An 18,243-nucleotide genomic window follows, 5' to 3' on the forward strand; every position below is an offset into this window, starting at 1 on the left:
TTTCCTACAATGGAACGACGATGTACGACTTGCTGAAAACCATTGACGACCCGGCGGATTTGCGCCGCCTCGATCGCCGCCAGTTGCAACCGCTTGCCGACGAACTGCGTGCCTTCGTTCTCGAGAGCGTCTCGCAAACGGGCGGCCACCTGTCGTCCAACCTCGGTACGGTCGAACTGACGATCGCGCTGCACTACGTGTTCGACACGCCGCGCGACCGCATCGTCTGGGACGTGGGCCATCAGACCTATCCGCACAAGATCCTGACGGGCCGCCGCGACCAGATGTCGACGCTGCGACAACTCGGCGGCATTTCGGGCTTCCCGAAACGCGACGAGTCGCCGTACGACACGTTCGGCACTGCGCACTCGAGCACGTCGATCTCGGCGGCGCTCGGCATGGCCGTCGCGAGCAAGCTCAAGGGCGACAACGCCATGGGCATCGCCGTGATCGGCGACGGCGCGATGACGGCCGGCATGGCGTTCGAGGCGCTGAACAACGGCGGCGTCGAAGACGACGTGCCGCTGCTCGTCATCCTCAACGACAACGACATGTCGATTTCGCCGCCGGTTGGCGCGCTCAATCGCCATCTCGCGCGCCTCATGTCGGGCCGCTTCTACGCCGCCGCACGCGCAGGCGTGGAGCGCGTGCTGCGCCATGCGCCGCCGGTGCTCGACCTCGCGCGCAAGCTCGAAGAGCACGCGAAGGGCATGATCGTGCCGGCCACGCTGTTCGAGGAATTCGGCTTTAACTACATCGGGCCGATCGACGGTCACGATCTGGATTCGCTGATTCCCACTCTGCAGAACATCAAGGAACTGCGCGGCCCGCAATTCCTGCACGTCGTGACGAAGAAAGGCCAGGGCTACAAGCTGGCCGAAGCCGACCCGGTCCTGTACCACGGTCCCGGTAAGTTCAACCCGGCCGAAGGCATCAAGCCGTCGACGACGCCCGCAAAGAAGACCTACACGCAGGTGTTCGGCGAATGGCTGTGCGACGCGGCTGAGCTCGATCAGCGCGTGATCGGCATCACGCCGGCCATGCGCGAAGGCTCGGGCATGGTGGAGTTTGAAAAGCGCTTCCCGGACCGTTACTACGACGTGGGTATTGCCGAGCAGCACGCGGTAACGTTCGCGGGCGGTCTGGCAGCCGAGGGCCTGAAGCCTGTGGTCGCGATCTACTCGACCTTCCTGCAGCGCGCCTACGACCAGCTGATTCACGACGTTGCGCTGCAGAACTTGCCGGTCGTATTCGCCATCGACCGCGCGGGCCTGGTCGGCGCCGATGGCGCGACGCACGCGGGTGCCTATGATCTCGCGTTCATGCGCTGCGTCCCGAACATGATGATCATGGCGGCATCCGACGAAAACGAATCCCGTCAGATGCTCTACACGGCGCTCCAGCAGGACTGCCCGACGGCCGTGCGCTACCCGCGCGGCGCGGGCACGGGTGTCGCGACCGTCAAGCAGATGGCCGCGCTGCCGGTGGGCAAGGGCGAAGTGCGCCGCGAGAGCAAGGCGCCGGCAGGCAGCCGTATCGCGATTCTCGCGTTCGGCACGATGGTGGCGCCCTCGCTCGCCGCCGCGCAAGAGCTGGACGCCACCGTGGCGAACATGCGCTTCGTGAAGCCGCTCGACGCGGACCTCGTGAAACAGCTCGCCGAAACGCACGACTACCTCGTGACCGTCGAGGAAGGCTGCATCATGGGCGGTGCCGGTTCGGCCTGCGTGGAAGCCCTACTTGAAAGTGGGGTTATCAAGCCCGTACTACAATTGGGCCTCCCCGACCGCTTCATCGACCACGGCGACCCGGCGAAGCTGCTGGCGGGCTGTGGGCTCGACGCAGCAGGGATCGCGAAGTCCATTCGCGAACGCTTTCTCGACAAGGCGGCGAATGTCTCCGGCAAGTCGGTGATGCGCGTCGCGTAAGGTCGATCGAGGCTGCTACAGGTTGATTGGCGCCTCGCGCCAGCCCTTTCACATTTGAACTGGCGGACGGGTTTCGTACCCGGTTTCCGCCAGCAAACGCCGGCTCATGCCGGCGTTTGCCATTTGCGCGCCGCGTTCGGCGCGGCTTGAGGATAAGAACATGAATCAGATGAACCCGGCCTTCGTGATGCCGGACGTCCAAAGCTCCGTCGATACCCGTCAGATCGTGATCCAGCGCGTGGGCGTGAAGGCTGTGCGCCATCCGCTCACGGTGAAGACGGGCGCAGGCGTCCAGCCGAGCGTCGGCATGTGGAGCCTCGACGTTCATCTGCCGGCCGACCAGAAGGGCACGCACATGTCGCGCTTTGTCGCGTTGCTCGAAGAGAACAAGGCGCCGCTCGAGCCCGCCACGTTCCGCGCGATGCTGGCGGCGATGCTCACGAAGCTCGAATCGCAGGCGGGCCGTATCGAAGTCACGTTCCCGTACTTCGTGAAGAAAATCGCGCCGGTGTCGGGCGTGGAAAGTCTGCTGGACTACGAAGTAACGCTCACGGGCGAGGCGCGTAACGGTCAGACGCGCCTCTTCCTCAAGGTGCTCGTGCCCGTGACGAGCCTGTGCCCGTGCTCGAAGAAGATCTCGCAATATGGTGCGCACAACCAGCGCTCGCACGTGACGATGAACGTCGAGTTCGAAGGCGATCTGCCGGTTGAAGACCTCATTCGCATGGCAGAAGAAGAGGCGTCGTGCGAACTGTGGGGCCTGCTCAAGCGCCCGGACGAGAAGTTCGTGACCGAGCGCGCGTATGAAAACCCCAAGTTCGTCGAAGACCTCGTGCGCGACGTGGCCGTGCGCCTGAACGCCGATGCGCGCGTGATCGCCTATACGCTCGAAGCCGAGAATTTCGAGTCGATCCACAATCACAGCGCCTATGCCGTGATCGAGCATGACAAGCGCGAGGCATAAAGCTGGCCGCCTCGTTGCGCCGTCAACAAAAAAGCCGCCCTTGGGCGGCTTTTTTTTACTTCTGCGGCGGCAATCGCATTATTGCTGCGCAAGCGACGTCAAATCCCAGCGCGGCTTCACCGTGAACGCATAATCGCGCGTGGCTTGCTCGGGCCAGCGCTTCAGGCGCAGCGCGCCAGCGAGCGCGATCATCGCACCGTTGTCGGTGCACAGCGAGAGGTCGGGGTAATGCACCTCGAAGCCGCGCTTTTGCGCCGCCGCCGAAAGCGTCTCGCGCAACTGCTTGTTCGCGCCCACGCCGCCCGCCACCACGAGGCGCTTCATCTTCGTGCGCTTGAGCGCGGCGAGCGACTTCGCGGCCAGTACCTCGACCGCGGCATCGACGAAACCGCGCGCGATGTCGGCCTTTCCCTGCTCGCAGATGTTCGTGCCGAGCTTCTTCACTTGCGTCAGCACGGCCGTCTTGAGTCCGCTGAAGCTGAAGTCGAGATCGCCCGAATGCAGCATCGGGCGTGGCAGCTCGACCGCGCCTGGCGTGCCGAACTCCGCGAGGCGCGAGACTTCCGGGCCGCCTGGATAGCCTAAGCCAAGCAGCTTGGCCGTTTTGTCGAAGGCTTCGCCGGCGGCGTCGTCGAGCGTTTCACCGAGGGTTTCGTAGACGCCCACGTCGGTCACGCGCATCAGTTGAGTGTGGCCGCCCGACACCAGCAGCGCGACGAACGGAAACGGCGGCGGCGCGTCGACCAGCAGCGGTGAAAGCAAGTGCCCTTCGAGGTGGTGAATCCCCACGGTCGGACGGTTCCACGCCATGGCGAGCGCATTGGCGATGCTCGCGCCCACGAGCAGTGCGCCCGCGAGACCAGGGCCTTGCGTGAATGCGATGGCGTCGATGTCGCTTTTCGCCGCGCCGCTCTTCGCGAGCACCTCTTCGAGCAACGGCAGCGCGCGGCGGATATGGTCGCGGGAGGCCAGTTCCGGCACAACGCCGCCGTACTCGCGATGCATGGCGATCTGCGAGTGCAGCGCGTGCGCGAGCAGGCCGCGCTCGCTGTCGTAGAGCGCGAGGCCGGTTTCGTCGCAGGAGCTTTCGATGCCGAGAACGAGCATGATGTGGGGACGCGGCGATGGTTTTGCGCGGGATGAACCGCTAAAAACCGTCGCTAAATCAAGAATTAAGAGAACATAAAAGTATAGCAGCGCGCGTGAAAGCCGGCTGAGGGCGGCAAGTGGAGCCCCAGCGGACAAGCCCCGCCGCCGCGCGGGTAGAATGCGCGCCATGGAATCTTTCGACATCGCCGTGATCGGCGCAGGGGCGGCCGGCATGATGTGCGCGGCGGTGGCAGGCCAGCAGGGCCGTCGCGTGGCGCTGATCGACCACGCGCCGCGCCTCGCGGAGAAAATCCGCATCTCGGGCGGCGGGCGCTGCAACTTCACGAACCTGCAGGCGAGCCCGGCCAACTATCTCTCGAACAACCCGCATTTCTGCCGTTCGGCGCTGGCGCGCTACACGCCGCGCGACTTCCTCGCGCTGTTGCGCCAGCATCGCGTGACCTGGCACGAAAAGCACAAGGGCCAGCTTTTCTGCGACCAGTCGAGTGACGCGATCATCGACGTCCTGCGCGCCGAATGTGACGCCGGCCACGTGGCGTGGCGCCGGCCGCTACCGGTGGAAGCGGTGAGCCATGCCGACGGCGCGGGCTTCACGCTCGGCACGCCGCAAGGCGAGATACGTGCGAAAGCGCTCGTGATCGCGACGGGCGGCCTGTCGATCCCGAAAATCGGCGCCACCGACTTCGCGTATCGCGTTGCGAAGCAGTTCGGCCACAAGCTCATCGACACGCGCCCGGCGCTCGTGCCGCTCACATTCGCGCAGGACGAGTGGACGCCCTACGTGCCGCTCGCGGGCGTTTCGCTCGAGGTTCATGTGGCGACCGGCGAGCGCAAGACCGGCGGCGCCTTCGACGAAGACCTGCTTTTCACGCACCGCGGCCTTTCCGGTCCCGGCGTCTTGCAGATTTCGAGCTTCTGGCAGCCGGGCCAGCCGATCCGCGTGAACCTGCTACCCGAACACGATCCGGCGGCGGCATTGATCGAGGCCAAGAGCGCGACGAAACGCCAGATCGGCAACCTGCTCGCCGAATGGGTCCCGGCGCGCCTCGCGCATGTGTGGCTGGAGGCGCATCAGGTGAAGGCCGACGCGCGTATTGCCGATCTGCCCGATAAAACGCTGCGCAAGATCGGCGAAGGGCTCGCCCAGTGGACGCTCACGCCGACGGGCACCGAAGGCTACAAGAAGGCGGAAGTCACGCGCGGCGGCGTGGACACGCGCGAGCTCTCCTCGGCGACGATGATGAGCCAGCGCGTGCCGGGCCTCTACTTCGTGGGCGAAGCCGTGGACGTGACGGGCTGGCTTGGTGGCTACAACTTCCAGTGGGCGTGGGCTTCGGGCGTCGCGGCCGGGGAGGCCGCCGCGCAATATTCGGTGAGCGCAAGCTGATTTCCTGACTGATACGAACTGCCCAAGCTCGCGCTGTGCAGCGTGCCATCGGGATCGCACTGGTGCCGTTGCTGCTCGTCGGACGGGGGCGCCGCTTGATGCTCCGCAGCCCCGCCAGGGAAGGCTCCGGGCGCGGTCGAGCCCGTTGCCGGAGTCGGGGTTTCCCCCCAGCCAGGCGCGCGATGCGCAAATCCGGAACTGCTATACTCAATCCTCTTTACCCCCGATCCGTTATTGGAAAATGACGACCATCCGCGTAAAAGAAAACGAACCGTTTGAAGTCGCTATGCGCCGCTTCAAGCGCACGATCGAGAAGAACGGTCTGTTGACCGAACTTCGCGCGCGCGAGTTCTACGAGAAGCCTACGGCTGAACGCAAGCGCAAGAAGGCGGCGGCGGTGAAGCGCCATTTCAAGCGTCTGCGCAGCCAGATGTTGCCGAAGAAGATGTACTGATTCCGGCGTCGCCGTGGCGCGTGGCCGCGCAGTTCCAGCGTGGACTTCGCGTGACTTTCGCGGCGACGTGGACAGCCGGTCCGCGGCCTTTGATGACCTGGCGCAACGCGGCCGCTGTCCTCTGGTGTGGTCGCAACCATGTCGAATTTGCGCCAACCCGCCTGGAAGCGTTTCCAGGCGGGTTTTTGCATTCCAGCAACCCCAACGTATTTCAGGTGAGTGATGAGTCTCAAAGACCAGATCAACGACGACATGAAAACCGCGATGCGCGCGCGCGAAAGCGAACGCCTCGCCACGATTCGTCTGCTGCTCGCCGCTATCAAGCAACGTGAAGTCGACGATCGCGTGACGCTCGACGACGCCGGCATCACGGCCGTCATCGACAAGATGCTCAAGCAGCGCAAAGACTCGATCAGCCAGTTCGAGGCCGCCGGCCGCACCGATCTTGCCGAGAAAGAAGCCGCCGAGGTGACCGTCCTGACCGCCTACATGCCTGCGCAACTCTCGGATGCCGAGATCGCCGCCGAAGTGCAGGCGGCCGTTGCCCAGGTGGGCGCAGCCGGTCCGCAGGACATGGGCAAGGTGATGGGCGTGCTCAAGCCGAAGCTCGCCGGACGTGCCGACATGACGGCCGTGTCCGGGCTCGTCAAAGCCGCGCTTTCGAAGTAAGCGCACCTGGTTCGCACGCGGCGCCGGCCCGCCAAGGGCGACGCCGCGAGGCCCATACGTCACGTATTCGGGCCGCGCGAGCCCTGGCTGCCCGAGCGCGTTCGCTTCGATGATTCCGCATTCGTTCCTGCAAGACCTGCTGAACCGCGTCGATATCGTCGACGTGGTGGGTCGCTTCGTGCAGCTCAAGAAGGGCGGCGCGAACTTCATGGGCTTGTGTCCGTTCCACAACGAGAAGAGCCCTTCGTTCACTGTTAGTCCAACCAAACAGTTCTATCACTGCTTCGGCTGTGGGGCGCACGGCACTGCCATCGGCTTCCTCATGGAGCACGCGGGGCTGACGTTCCCTGAGGCCGTCAACGAACTCGCCCAGTCGGTCGGCCTGACCGTGCCGCAAGAGCCTTCGCCCCTGCGGGGCGGGAGCGGCGGGGCTGGCGCGGCCGGTGGGTACGCTCCGGCTGTCTCGAAGGCCGTGACCACCGCGCTTTCCGACGTCATGCAGACCGCCTGCGACTACTACCGCAAGCAACTGCGCAGCGCGACCAACGCCATTCAGTACCTCAAAAAGCGCGGCCTCACGGGCGAAATCGCCGCGCGTTTCGGCCTGGGCTACGCGCCGGATGGATGGCAGAACCTCGAAACTGCGTTTACGAACTATCGCGACGACGCGCTGGTGGAGGCGGGCCTCGTCATCGTCAGCGAAAAGCAGGACGCGCAGGGCCAGTCGCGCCGGTACGACCGCTTCCGCGACCGCGTGATGTTCCCGATCCGCAACGTGAAAGGTCAGGTCATAGGATTTGGCGGCCGCGTGCTGGACGGCGGCGAGCCCAAGTATTTGAATTCCCCGGAAACGCCGCTATTTAACAAGGGCAGCGAACTGTACGGGTTGTTCGAGGCGCGCCTCGCGATCCGGGAACAGCGCTATGTTCTGGCGGTCGAGGGGTACATGGACGTCGTCGCGCTCGCGCAGCTGGGTTTTCAGAACGCCGTGGCGACGCTCGGCACCGCGTGTACGCCGGTCCACGTGCAGAAGCTCATGCGTCAGACCGATACGGTGATCTTCAGCTTCGACGGCGACTCGGCGGGCCGCCGCGCCGCGCGGCGCGCGCTCGACGCGTGCCTGCCGCACGCGGCCGACAACCGCACGATTCGTTTCCTGTTCCTGCCCCAGGAGCACGACCCGGACAGCTACGTGCGCGAATTCGGCGCCGAGGCATTCTCGGAGCAGGTCGAGCGGGCCATGCCGCTGTCCCAGTTCATGCTCAACGAGGTGCTGGCGGACAAGGAACTGGACCAGCCGGAAGGGCGCGCCCGGGCGCTGTTCGACGCGAAGCCGCTCCTTCAGGCGCTGCCGGCGAATGCCCTGCGGGCGCAGATCATGCACATGTTCGCGGACCGGCTGGACGTGCCGTTCGAGGAAGTGGCCGCGCTGTGCGAAGTCGATGCGCGCATCGCCCAGGCGGCGCGCCGGGCGCCCGCGCGCAAGGACCGGCACCTTGTGACCGGTATTGAGCGCAAGGCGCTGCGCAACCTCGTGATGCACCCGCGCATCGCGTCGCAGCTCGACGAAGAGGCCGAAAAGGCGCTGATTGGACTGACGCGCCACGGCGAGCTGTTCGAGGAAGTGACCACTCACGCGCGGGCATTAGGCGACGCGGCGGAATTTCAGCTGCTTTCGGACCTGCTGAGAAATGGGGTCAATGCTCCAACCTTCGAGGAGATTTTTCGCGAAATTCTGGACTATGATGAAAACGTTCGGGATTTGCTGATGAAAAATCCGGAAGATGGCGCTGCGGTGGAGGAGCGCCGCGAGCAGGAGCGGCTCGTGAGCGAAGAATTGACGGCGGCAATCCTGAAGATGCGGTACGACGCCTGTTGCGAGCGGTTGGACGCGCTTTCGCGGCAGTCGCGACATACGCCTGAGGAACTTGCCGAATTGATGTCACTGAATCAGACGCGGGCTGACATGAAACGTCAGCTCGGTTTGTAAGGGAAGGACCGCACAGGGAGATTATTACCCTGCGTGGTAAAATAACAGGTTTTCAGCGGTTTGTTTTTGTTTTTTCCGGGCGGACATAATGGGTTGGGGTAACCCGTGAATGTTCAGTTTTCCAGCAAGGGGCGGAATGGCAATGGCAAAGACTACAGGCGGAAAAAAGGCAATCGGCAAGGGCTCGACGGAGCCGACCAGCAAGGTCACAGAGGCCACAGTTGCCAATTCTTCCGCCCGGTCGTCGGGCAGTGAGTCCACCAACCGTTCTGAACCGGCTACCCGGAAGAGGTCGATGACTGTTTCGGCTGCGCGAGCAGCGCCTGCACGTGCGGCGAAAGCCGCTACGCAGCCGGCAACGAAGCGGTCCGGTTCGAGAAGTGCAAGGGAAGTGCCTGCCGTCGAGGACGATGCGGCAGAGCGCGAGGCTCAAGCATCCACGGTTCAAGAGGCTGTTGTCCAGCAGCCGCGAGTCGAGACACTAGCCGGTACGGCGAACTCCATGACGAAAAAGCTGAATGAAGTACCCGTCGATGACGACGCAAACCAGAGCGAAGACAGCACCCCCGCCGCGGGCAAGGTCGAAAAGACCACCCGTGCGCGCGACCGGCGAGCGAAGGAGAAGGCGCTCCTGAAAGACGCGTTCGCGTCGTCGCAGCCCGGCACTGTCGAGGAGCTCGAGGAGCGCCGCACGAAGCTACGTGCGCTCATCAAGCTCGGCAAGGAGCGCGGCTTCCTCACCTATGCGGAAATCAACGATCACCTCCCGGACAACTTCACGGAAACCGAGGCGATCGAAGGCATCATCAGCACGTTCAACGACATGGGCGTGGCCGTCTACGAGCAGGCGCCCGACGCCGAGACGCTGCTCCTCAACGACAATGCGCCGAACGCTTCTTCGGACGACGAAGTAGAAGAGGAAGCGGAAGTCGCGCTCTCCACCGTCGATTCCGAATTTGGCCGCACGACCGACCCGGTGCGTATGTACATGCGCGAAATGGGCACGGTCGAGCTCCTCACGCGCGAAGGCGAAATCGAAATCGCCAAGCGCATTGAAGACGGCCTCAAGCACATGGTCATGGCGATCTCCGCTTGCCCGACCACGATTGCCGACATCCTCGCCATGGCCGAGCGCGTGGCGAACGACGAGATTCGCGTGGACGAACTCGTCGACGGCCTGATCGATCCCAACGCTGAAGATACCGACGGCTTTAACGCCAAGGAAGCGGAAGAGATCGAGAACGAGGACGAAGAGGAAGAAGCCGAAGAGGAAGAAGAAGAGGCAGAGGAAGAGGACGACGGCGCGGCGCAGGCGACGGCCAACGCGGCGCAGCTCGAAGCCCTCAAGCGTGCCTCGCTCGAAAAGTTCGCCCTCATCAGCGAATGGTTCGACAAAATGCGCCGCGCGTTCGAGAAGGAGGGCTACAAGTCGAAGTCCTACCTCAAGGCGCAGGAAACCATCCAGAACGAACTGATGTCGATTCGCTTCACGGCGCGTACGGTCGAGCGTCTATGCGACACGCTGCGCGCGCAGGTGGACGAAGTACGCCAGGTCGAACGCCAGATTCTTCACACGGTCGTGGACAAGTGCGGCATGCCGCGCTCGGAGTTCATCGCGCGTTTCCCGGGCAATGAAACCGACCTCGAGTGGTCGGAGAAGATCGTTGGCGAGAGCCATGGGTATAGCGGCATTCTCTCGCGGAACATCCCGGCCATTCGCGAACAGCAGCAGCGCCTGCTCGATCTGCAGGCGCGCGTGGTGCTGCCGCTCAAGGACTTGAAGGAAACCAACCGCCAGATGGCGGCCGGCGAACTCAAGGCGCGCCAGGCGAAGCGCGAGATGACCGAGGCCAACCTGCGTCTCGTGATTTCGATCGCGAAAAAGTACACCAACCGCGGCCTGCAATTCCTCGATCTGATCCAGGAAGGCAACATCGGCCTGATGAAGGCGGTGGACAAGTTCGAATATCGTCGCGGCTACAAATTCTCGACCTACGCGACGTGGTGGATCCGCCAGGCCATCACGCGTTCGATCGCGGACCAGGCGCGCACGATCCGCATTCCGGTTCACATGATCGAGACGATCAACAAGATGAACCGCATTTCGCGGCAGATCCTGCAGGAAACCGGTCTCGAGCCGGATCCGGCAACGCTCGCCGAGAAGATGGAAATGCCGGAGGACAAGATCCGCAAGATCATGAAGATCGCGAAGGAACCGATCTCCATGGAAACGCCGATCGGCGACGACGACGATTCGCATCTGGGTGACTTCATCGAGGACAACAACACGGTGGCGCCTGCCGATGCCGCGCTGCATGCCTCGATGCGCGACGTTGTGAAGGACGTGCTCGACTCGCTCACGCCGCGCGAAGCGAAGGTGCTGCGCATGCGCTTTGGCATCGAGATGAGCACCGATCACACGCTCGAAGAAGTGGGCAAGCAGTTCGATGTGACGCGCGAGCGGATTCGCCAGATCGAAGCAAAGGCGTTGCGCAAGCTGCGCCACCCGAGCCGCTCGGACAAGCTCAAGTCGTTCCTTGAAGGGAATTGAGCCTGGTTAGTTTTAATGCACGGAAGTCATGTGCAAGATGGCCAGGCCGGCCCGCTTTCGTGTAGTATGTCGGCCTGTCGTCGAAAAGCTCGGCCTTTGGGTAGACCGGGCTTTTTTGTTGATGCTTTGTTGCTGCAGTTCTTCTGTTTTCGCTACGCTTCGTAGCTTCGTGGGCCGGACGCCGTGTTGGTTGCAGGCAGCGGACTCATAATCCGCCTCCGAAAGGACGTCGTGGGTTCGAACCCCACCCGGCCCACCAAGGGTTTCAGCGATTTTTCGATGTCGATTCTCGCTCCGCAAAACCCTTCCCGCTCCGCAAAAGTCAGTTAGTGCGTAGGTCCGACCTTCTCGCCGCGCCGCTCGCGGACGTAGTGCTCGGTCATGCTGATCGAGCCGTGCCCGAGCTGCTTCTGGGCTTGTCGAATGTCTCCCGTCTTGTCCGTTCCAGCCTTCTCAGGTCTCTGAACTGGAAGTCCTTCGCACGGATCCCCGCCGCCTCGCGCGCAGTCCTGAACCGATATTGCAGGGTGCGCAGCGTCATTCGTTGACTCACTTCCGTCACCACCAGCGCCGTGCTCACGACTTTGTATGTCGCCGGGAATCCCAGCGGTTCGGGAGCGCCGCTTGCGCTCTCGCGGATTACCTCAGGAGAGATGCATCTTTTCACGGGAGAGTGACGATGGCCAAGCCTCATTCCTCGATAGTCGCCGCGGTGACCGCCCTTTCCATCGCGCTCGCGCCGGGAATAGCCGGCGCGCAAACGAGCGCGCCCGACGCTGCGAGCAACGGCACCATGTCGAAGGCGCAGCGCAAAGAAGCACGCAAGGAAGCTCGGGCACGAAAGAACGCAGAATTGAAGAAACTCGAACAGAACGGCTATAACCCCGCCACAGCGAACGACGCCAATTACCCCAACGATATTCAGAACGCCGAAAGAAAAGCAGCTTCGCCTGGCGCTGCAAGTCAGTAGTGAAGTATCTGGATGAACAGGATGGCGAAATTGCCCGCCGGTGCCCACCACCATGGTCATTCGACCGAGGCTTGCCGTGGCGAAAAATCAGACCAATACAAGAAACCGTAGCCGCAACTGCACGGCGGGCGCGAGCGCTGTATCTGGCACGGATTCCCTGCCTCCAGGGCTGCGCTACGTCGACGACTCGCGGCGCGGGTACACGCGCGAACGGATCGGCGCAGCGTTCGTCTACTTCGATACGCAAGGCGAGCGCATCAAAGACGATGTCGAGATCCGCCGCATCAACGCGTTAGCCGTTCCGCCCGCCTATACCGATGTGTGGATCTGCCCGGACGCGCGCGGTCATTTGCAGGCAACGGGCCGCGATGCACGCGGGCGCAAGCAGTATCGCTATCACCCGCGCTGGCGTGAAACACGAGACGCTACCAAGTACGAGCGCATGCTTGCATTCGGCATCGCGCTGCCGGGACTGCGCGCGCGGCTGGCGCGCGATCTCGCGCTCGACGGCATGCCGCGAGACAAGGTGTTGGCCACCGTCGTGCGTCTGCTCGACGTCACCCTGATTCGCGTCGGCAGCGAGGAGTACGCCCGGGAGAACCGCTCATATGGGCTGACGACGCTGCGCAAGCGGCATCTAAGAGTCTCGTCGGACCGGCTGCACTTCAGGTTTCGCGGCAAGAGCGGTGTCGAGCACGACGTCGCCGTCAGCGATGCACGCGTCGCACGGATCGTCAGGCGCTGTATGGAACTGCCGGGCCAGGACCTCTTCCAGTATCTCGACGCCGACGGCGCGAGGCATGCTGTCAACTCCGCCGACATCAACGACTACCTGCGCGAGATCACGGGCGCCGATTTCACGGCGAAGGACTACCGCACGTGGGCGGGCAGCGTCTTCGCGCTTGCGGCGCTACGCAAGCTGGAATGGGAGACGGTGACGCAGGCGCGCAAACACGTCGTCGACACCATCAAGCAGATCTCGCAACTATTGCGCAATACGCCGGCGGTCTGCCGCAAGTGCTACATCCACCCAGCCGTGATCGACGCGTTCGAGGCGGGCGCCCTGGGGCGCGCGCTTCCCCCCGCGCGCCGCCGCGGACTCAAGGCCGACGAGGCCGCGCTCGTTGTTTTTCTGAAGAGCGACGCGAAACGACGGGTGCGCGAGGCATCGCGCCGCGAGCGCAAAGGCACGTCAAGCGATGCGAGCCTCGTCCACCTGCTAGCGCAATCCAGTCGGGAAGCGCGCGCGATCGGAAGGAAGACGTCGCGGCCCGCTCGGTCGCCTGCTGCAAAAAAGGCCCGTGCGGCCGTCTAGACGACGCCTGGCATTGCGCACCGATCATGTCGGTGTTGTTGATGGTCTCTAATCGCGCTTAATGGTCGCTTCGAGCAGACAGCCAAATTCGGACGCAAATTCGACCGAGACGCGTGCATGGACAGCGCCTTGTTTGTCGAAGAATCGCTGCGTTCCGTCCAGCGTGAACACGCCTTCATGCCAGATGTTGGGGTGGATATAGAGACCCTGCCGCCCGTCGAAACGGAAGCAGACGAACTTCTGCGGCGTGATATCGTCGCCGGGCAACGCCAACGGAACATAAAACGGGCGACGATCGAGCGGGAAAAACAGTTGCCCACCGTCCGGGTGATAGTTCGCATGCCAAATCAACATGCGTTCCGGCGTGGCCGCGCTGTCTGCGCGTGCGTCGTCTGGCTCCGTTGCGTACGCGAGAACATAGTTACCGCCTACCGCTTCGTTTCGGCCGTAAAGAATGTCACCGCGCCATTCGCTGACGAACGTGCCTTCGGTCGTGCCCGCTTCGTCACCGGTTCCTGGGTCGATCGGTCTTGATCCCACTGCGGGCCATTGGACGATTTCCACCTTGCATGCGTCCGGGTCGTCCACCAGCTTGCCATAGCCAGAGAGCGTTGCTGGAGTCGCGTCGACCACGGGCATAGCCACGCGCTGAAGGCCACTAGGGAGGTTGGGATTGAGGTAGTCGATCTCTTTGTTCATACAAATATCATCAGGAGTCAAGGGCGGCGCGATCTTTCAGAACGGCAGCGGCACCGGGCTTAGAGTGTGCCAGCGGTGGCACGTTCGCTGGATTATTTTCCCTCTCGACGCTTGGTGTCGCCGGGAGACTTGGCGGGGCGTTGGTCATCCAACACCAGGGACATTCCTGGGGCCGCTTTTGGGAATCCTGCTTGACCTACAATATTCCTGTGTGTGAATATTCATTCACGCTGGTGAATTTGATCTGATGCGCTTCATGTCGAGCCGATACGGGACGACTTAACCGTTCTCTAACGTCAGACACCTGTTGGCAGCGCCCCCGCCGACCGCGTCACATTGGTGATTTTTGTGTTTTCAGTTCTTGTCAATCAGTACTGCAGATCAAAATGAATATTCCTTCGTCTCCAATCGCTGGATCGCTGCACGGCTTGCGCGTTGTGGACCTGTCCCGTGTTCTCGGCGGCCCATACTGCACGCAGATTCTTGCCGACCACGGCGCGGAAGTCATCAAGATCGAACCGCCTGGCGGCGACGAAACGCGCGGCTGGGGCCCACCGTTCGATGGCGAGACCGCTTCGTACTTCCAGGGCGTCAATCGCAACAAGCTGGGCGTCGTGCTGGATCTCACGCAGCCGGCGGAGCGCGAGCGCCTGCTCGCGCTGCTCGAAACGGCTGACGTACTGGTGGAGAACTTCAAGGTCGGCACGCTCGAGCGATGGGGGCTCGGCTACGACACCGTGCTGGCCGCCCGCTTTCCGAGGCTCGTGCATTGCCGCGTGTCCGGCTTCGGTGCGGACGGCCCGCTCGGCGCGTTGCCCGGCTACGATGCGGCGATCCAGGCGATGACCGGCCTCATGAGCGTCAACGGGGAGGCGGGCGGTGCGCCGCTACGCATCGGCGTGCCGATCGTCGATCTCGTGACGGGGCTCAATGCGGCTCTCGGCATCCTGATGGCGTTGCGCGAGCGCGAGGTAAGCGGGCGAGGCCAGTTCGTCGAATCGACGCTGTTCGATTGCGCGCTCTCGATCCTCCACCCACACACCCCCAATTACTTTTACTCGGGCAAGGAGCCGCAGCGCACCGGCAACGCCCATCCGAACATTACGCCTTACGACATGTTCCACACCGGCAACGGCGACATCTTCCTCGCGGTCGGCAACAACACCCAGTTCGGGGCGCTCTGCCGGCTGATCGATGCGCAGCACCTCGCCGACGACCCGCGCTTCGCCGACAATCGCTCGCGCAGCCAGCACCGCACCGCCCTGCGTCTGGAACTCGAACAACGTTTCGCGGGCTGGGATGGCCCACAGCTGGCCGACATGCTCGTGCGCCACGGCGTGCCATGTGCGCCGGTACTTGGCGTGGGTGCAGCGCTCTCGCATCCCCACGTTGACCATCGCGCAATGAAGGTCGAGATGGGGTCCTACCGTGGAATCGCGTCGCCGATCAAGCTGGGCCGCACACCGGCCACTTACCGAAGCGCGCCGCCGGCGCTCGACGAACACGCGGCACAGGTCTTCGGCGAACGATCGCGCGAAGCATAAGCCGGCACATCGACAAGCCATCCGATAGAACCACGACAGCGGCGCACGCAACGCCGCGCAGGAGACAGGAATGACACCTGGCAAGCAGGCAGGAAGCATGGCGCACACGGGGACTGGATCATGCTCGCGCTAATCGGTACGCTCGCGATTATCGCTCTGTTCACACTGATCATCACGAAGCGGCTTTCGCCGCTCGTCGCACTGATCGCCGTGCCCATCGTCGCCGCACTCGCTGCGGGATTCGGCCTCTCCACAGCGAAGTTCATCGTCCACGGGGTGCAGAACATCGGCCCGGTTGCAGGGATGTTCGTATTTGCGATTCTTTTCTTCGGTATCCTGACGGATGCCGGAATGCTCGATCCGATCATTAACGGTGTGTTGCGCGTGGTGGGTTGCCATCCTCCGCGCATTGTCATGGGCTCCGCATTGCTTGCGCTGCTTATCCACCTCGATGGTTCGGGCGCGGTCACGTTTCTGGTCACACTGCCCGCGATGATGCCGCTCTATACGCGCCTGGGGCTCGACCGTCGCATTCTCGCGTGCGTCGCATCGATGGCGGCGGGCGTCAACTTTCTCCCCTGGGTCGGGCCAATGCTGCGCGCTTCAGCGGCGCTGCATATTCCGGGCACCGTCATTTTCTATCCGATGATTCCCGTGCAGATCGTCGGCCTTGTTTTCGTGTTCGGCTCGGCATACCTGCTCGGAAAGCGCGAGGAAAAGCGCCTCGGTCTCACACGCGAACATGCCGCCGGCATCGCCGCCGCCCCGCGTGTGCTTACGCCGGAGGAGCTTGCGCTGCGCCGGCCCCAGCGTTTCTGGATCAATCTCGTGCTGACTCTCGTCGTGCTCGTGACGCTCGTGTCGGGCATTGTCGATCCCATGGTCATGTTCATGATCGGCACCGTGCTCGCGCTCGTCATCAACTACCCCGATGTGAACCAGCAGCGCGAACGTGTCGATGCGCATGCGAAGGCGGCCCTGATGATGGCGAGCGTGCTGCTTGCCGCGGGTGCTTTCACCGGCATCATGACCGGAACCGGCATGCTCAATGCCATGGCCGAAGTCGTCGTGCGCCATGTGCCCGCCGATCACGCGCGCCACATGCCATTCGTGCTGGGACTCGTTTCGATGCCTCTCAGCCTGCTTTTCGATCCCGATTCGTTTTACTTTGGCATCCTGCCGGTTTTGGCGAAGAGTGGGGAAATGCTGGGCGTGCCATCCGTGCAGATGGCGCAGGCGGCGCTCCTCGGTCAGATGACTACCGGCTTCCCCGTTAGTCCGCTCACACCGGCCACGTTCCTGATTGTTGGCCTGACGGGCGTGGAACTCGCCGAGCATCAGAAGTTCACGATTCCGTTCCTGTTTGCCGCCACGGTGCTGATGGTGTTCACCGCAGTGCTAGTGAGCGTGTTCCCGCTGTAATAGCGTTTTTGTTTATGCCTTGAGAGGAAGTCCGTATGAATTTCAACCTCAATGAAGACCAGCAGTCGATCGTCGCTGCAATTGAAAAGATCTGCGAGCGTTTCGACGACGGTTACTGGCTCGAACGCGACCGCGAAGGCGGCTTCCCGCACGACTTTCACCGCGCACTCGCCGATGCTGGCTGGCTTGGCATTGCGATGTCGCCAGACTATGGCGGCTCCGGGCTCGGTATGACCGAGGCGGCGCTGATGATGCGCACAATCAGTGCCTCCGGCGCGGGGCTTTCGGGCGCGTCGGCCGTGCATATGAACATCTTCGGACTCAATCCGGTGCAGGTGTTCGGCAGCGAAGCGCAGAAGCAGCGATTTCTGCCGCCGCTCATCGAGGGCCGCGACAAGGCGTGTTTCGCCGTGACCGAGCCCGACGCTGGCCTCGACACGACGCACCTGAAAACGCAGGCCGTGCGCGATGGCGATCACTACGTGCTCACCGGTCGCAAGATCTGGATCTCGACCGCGCAGGTCGCGAACAAGATGCTCATCATCGCGCGTACGACGCCGCTGGACCAGGTGGCGAAGCCTACCGATGGCCTGAGTCTTTTCTATACCGACCTCGACCGCACGCGAGTCGAAGTCCGCGAGATCGAGAAGATGGGCCGCAAGGCGGTCGATTCGAACATGCTCTTCATCGACGGTCTGCGCGTGCCGTTGGAGGACCGCATTGGTGAGGAGGGCAGGGGCTTCCATTATCTGCTGCACGGCCTGAATCCGGAGCGCATCCTGATCGCCTCGGAAGCGGTGGGCCTCGGCCAGGCGGCGCTGCGCCACGCCACGCAGTACGCGAAGGACCGTGTCGTGTTTGGGCGTCCCATCGGGCAGAACCAGGCCATCCAGCATCCGCTCGCGCAGGCGTGGATGGCGCTCGAGGCCGCGAACCTGATGGTGATGAAGGCCGCCACGCTGTACGACGCAGGCGATCCGTGCGGGGCCGAAGCCAACGCCGGGAAATACCTTGCTGCCGAAGCTGCGTTCCAGTCGTGCCAGACGGCCATTGCAACGCTGGGCGGCATGGGCTACGCGAAGGAATACCATGTCGAACGCTATCTGCGGGAGTGTATGATTCCAAGGCTCGCGCCCGTCAGCCCGCAAATGATCATGTGCTTCATCGCGGAAAAGGTGCTCGGGCTGCCGAAGTCTTACTGAACACTGCAAGGGACGGCGCGCCGCCTTGCGATCCACTG

General features: G+C 63.2%; 14 protein-coding genes and 1 tRNA gene. 13 read left to right on the top strand and 2 right to left on the bottom strand.

Features of this window, described 5'->3' with window-relative positions:
• The first annotated feature begins 20 nt into the window (after positions 1–20).
• Together dxs and folE2 are read left to right on the top strand one after the other, a co-directional pair.
• Entirely contained in the window at positions 21–1,928 is a 1,908-nt protein-coding gene (gene dxs / locus JMY28_RS12165) for a 1-deoxy-D-xylulose-5-phosphate synthase (RefSeq protein WP_201696175.1), read from the top strand.
• A gap of 160 nt (positions 1,929–2,088) precedes the next feature.
• On the top strand, positions 2,089–2,892 hold the full coding sequence (folE2, locus tag JMY28_RS12170) for a GTP cyclohydrolase FolE2 (protein WP_201696176.1): 804 nt from the start codon (positions 2,089–2,091) through the stop codon (positions 2,890–2,892).
• A 78-nt stretch (positions 2,893–2,970) separates the two neighbouring features.
• On the opposite strand, the gene tsaD is transcribed toward folE2, so the two are convergent.
• Positions 2,971–3,999: a tRNA (adenosine(37)-N6)-threonylcarbamoyltransferase complex transferase subunit TsaD gene (gene tsaD, locus JMY28_RS12175; RefSeq protein ID WP_201696177.1), complete on the bottom strand. Its 1,029-nt coding sequence runs from the start codon at positions 3,997–3,999 to the stop codon at positions 2,971–2,973.
• Positions 4,000–4,168: 169 nt separating this feature from the next.
• Here tsaD and JMY28_RS12180 point away from each other — a divergent pair, with 169 nt between their 5' ends.
• The 8 genes from JMY28_RS12180 to JMY28_RS12215 all read left to right on the top strand — a co-directional run bounded on the left by JMY28_RS12180 (position 4,169) and on the right by JMY28_RS12215 (position 13,338).
• Positions 4,169–5,389 carry a BaiN/RdsA family NAD(P)/FAD-dependent oxidoreductase gene (locus JMY28_RS12180; protein WP_201696178.1) on the top strand — a complete coding sequence of 407 codons (1,221 nt, stop codon included), beginning with the start codon at positions 4,169–4,171 and terminating at the stop codon, positions 5,387–5,389.
• A 241-nt stretch (positions 5,390–5,630) separates the two neighbouring features.
• On the top strand, positions 5,631–5,843 hold the full coding sequence (gene rpsU / locus JMY28_RS12185) for a 30S ribosomal protein S21 (RefSeq protein ID WP_065059953.1): 213 nt from the start codon (positions 5,631–5,633) through the stop codon (positions 5,841–5,843).
• A 222-nt stretch (positions 5,844–6,065) separates the two neighbouring features.
• On the top strand, positions 6,066–6,512 hold the full coding sequence (locus JMY28_RS12190) for a GatB/YqeY domain-containing protein (protein ID WP_201696179.1): 447 nt from the start codon (positions 6,066–6,068) through the stop codon (positions 6,510–6,512).
• A 109-nt stretch (positions 6,513–6,621) separates the two neighbouring features.
• Positions 6,622–8,502 carry a DNA primase gene (gene dnaG, locus JMY28_RS12195; protein WP_201696180.1) on the top strand — a complete coding sequence of 627 codons (1,881 nt, stop codon included), beginning with the start codon at positions 6,622–6,624 and terminating at the stop codon, positions 8,500–8,502.
• A 142-nt stretch (positions 8,503–8,644) separates the two neighbouring features.
• Positions 8,645–11,053, top strand: a complete 2,409-nt coding sequence (rpoD, locus tag JMY28_RS12200) for an RNA polymerase sigma factor RpoD (protein ID WP_201696181.1) — start codon at positions 8,645–8,647, stop codon at positions 11,051–11,053.
• A gap of 171 nt (positions 11,054–11,224) precedes the next feature.
• Positions 11,225–11,312, top strand: a tRNA-Ile gene (locus JMY28_RS12205).
• 420 nt (positions 11,313–11,732) lie between these two features.
• A complete protein-coding gene (locus tag JMY28_RS12210; RefSeq protein WP_201696182.1) occupies positions 11,733–12,023 on the top strand; it encodes a DUF4148 domain-containing protein in 291 nt (96 codons plus the stop codon).
• Positions 12,024–12,099: 76 nt separating this feature from the next.
• Positions 12,100–13,338, top strand: a complete 1,239-nt coding sequence (locus JMY28_RS12215; protein ID WP_407945496.1) for a DNA topoisomerase IB — start codon at positions 12,100–12,102, stop codon at positions 13,336–13,338.
• A gap of 48 nt (positions 13,339–13,386) precedes the next feature.
• Here the strand turns inward: JMY28_RS12215 and JMY28_RS12220 are convergent, their stop codons facing one another.
• On the bottom strand, positions 13,387–14,037 hold the full coding sequence (locus tag JMY28_RS12220; protein WP_201696184.1) for an ureidoglycolate lyase: 651 nt from the start codon (positions 14,035–14,037) through the stop codon (positions 13,387–13,389).
• 386 nt (positions 14,038–14,423) lie between these two features.
• Between JMY28_RS12220 and JMY28_RS12225 the strand changes: the two genes are divergently transcribed.
• From JMY28_RS12225 to JMY28_RS12235, 3 genes are all read left to right on the top strand, one after another.
• Positions 14,424–15,581 (top strand): CaiB/BaiF CoA transferase family protein, encoded by a 1,158-nt coding sequence (locus JMY28_RS12225; RefSeq protein WP_201696185.1) that lies wholly within the window; start codon positions 14,424–14,426, stop codon positions 15,579–15,581.
• Between the two features lie 120 nt (positions 15,582–15,701).
• On the top strand, positions 15,702–17,003 hold the full coding sequence (locus tag JMY28_RS12230) for a CitMHS family transporter (protein WP_201696186.1): 1,302 nt from the start codon (positions 15,702–15,704) through the stop codon (positions 17,001–17,003).
• A gap of 35 nt (positions 17,004–17,038) precedes the next feature.
• Positions 17,039–18,205, top strand: coding sequence for an acyl-CoA dehydrogenase family protein (locus JMY28_RS12235; RefSeq protein WP_201696187.1), 1,167 nt, complete (start codon positions 17,039–17,041; stop codon positions 18,203–18,205).
• Positions 18,206–18,243 lie beyond the last annotated feature (38 nt).

This window comes from Paraburkholderia hiiakae, from assembly GCF_904848665.1.
In the GTDB taxonomy this organism is placed as follows: Bacteria; Pseudomonadota; Gammaproteobacteria; order Burkholderiales; family Burkholderiaceae; genus Paraburkholderia; species Paraburkholderia hiiakae.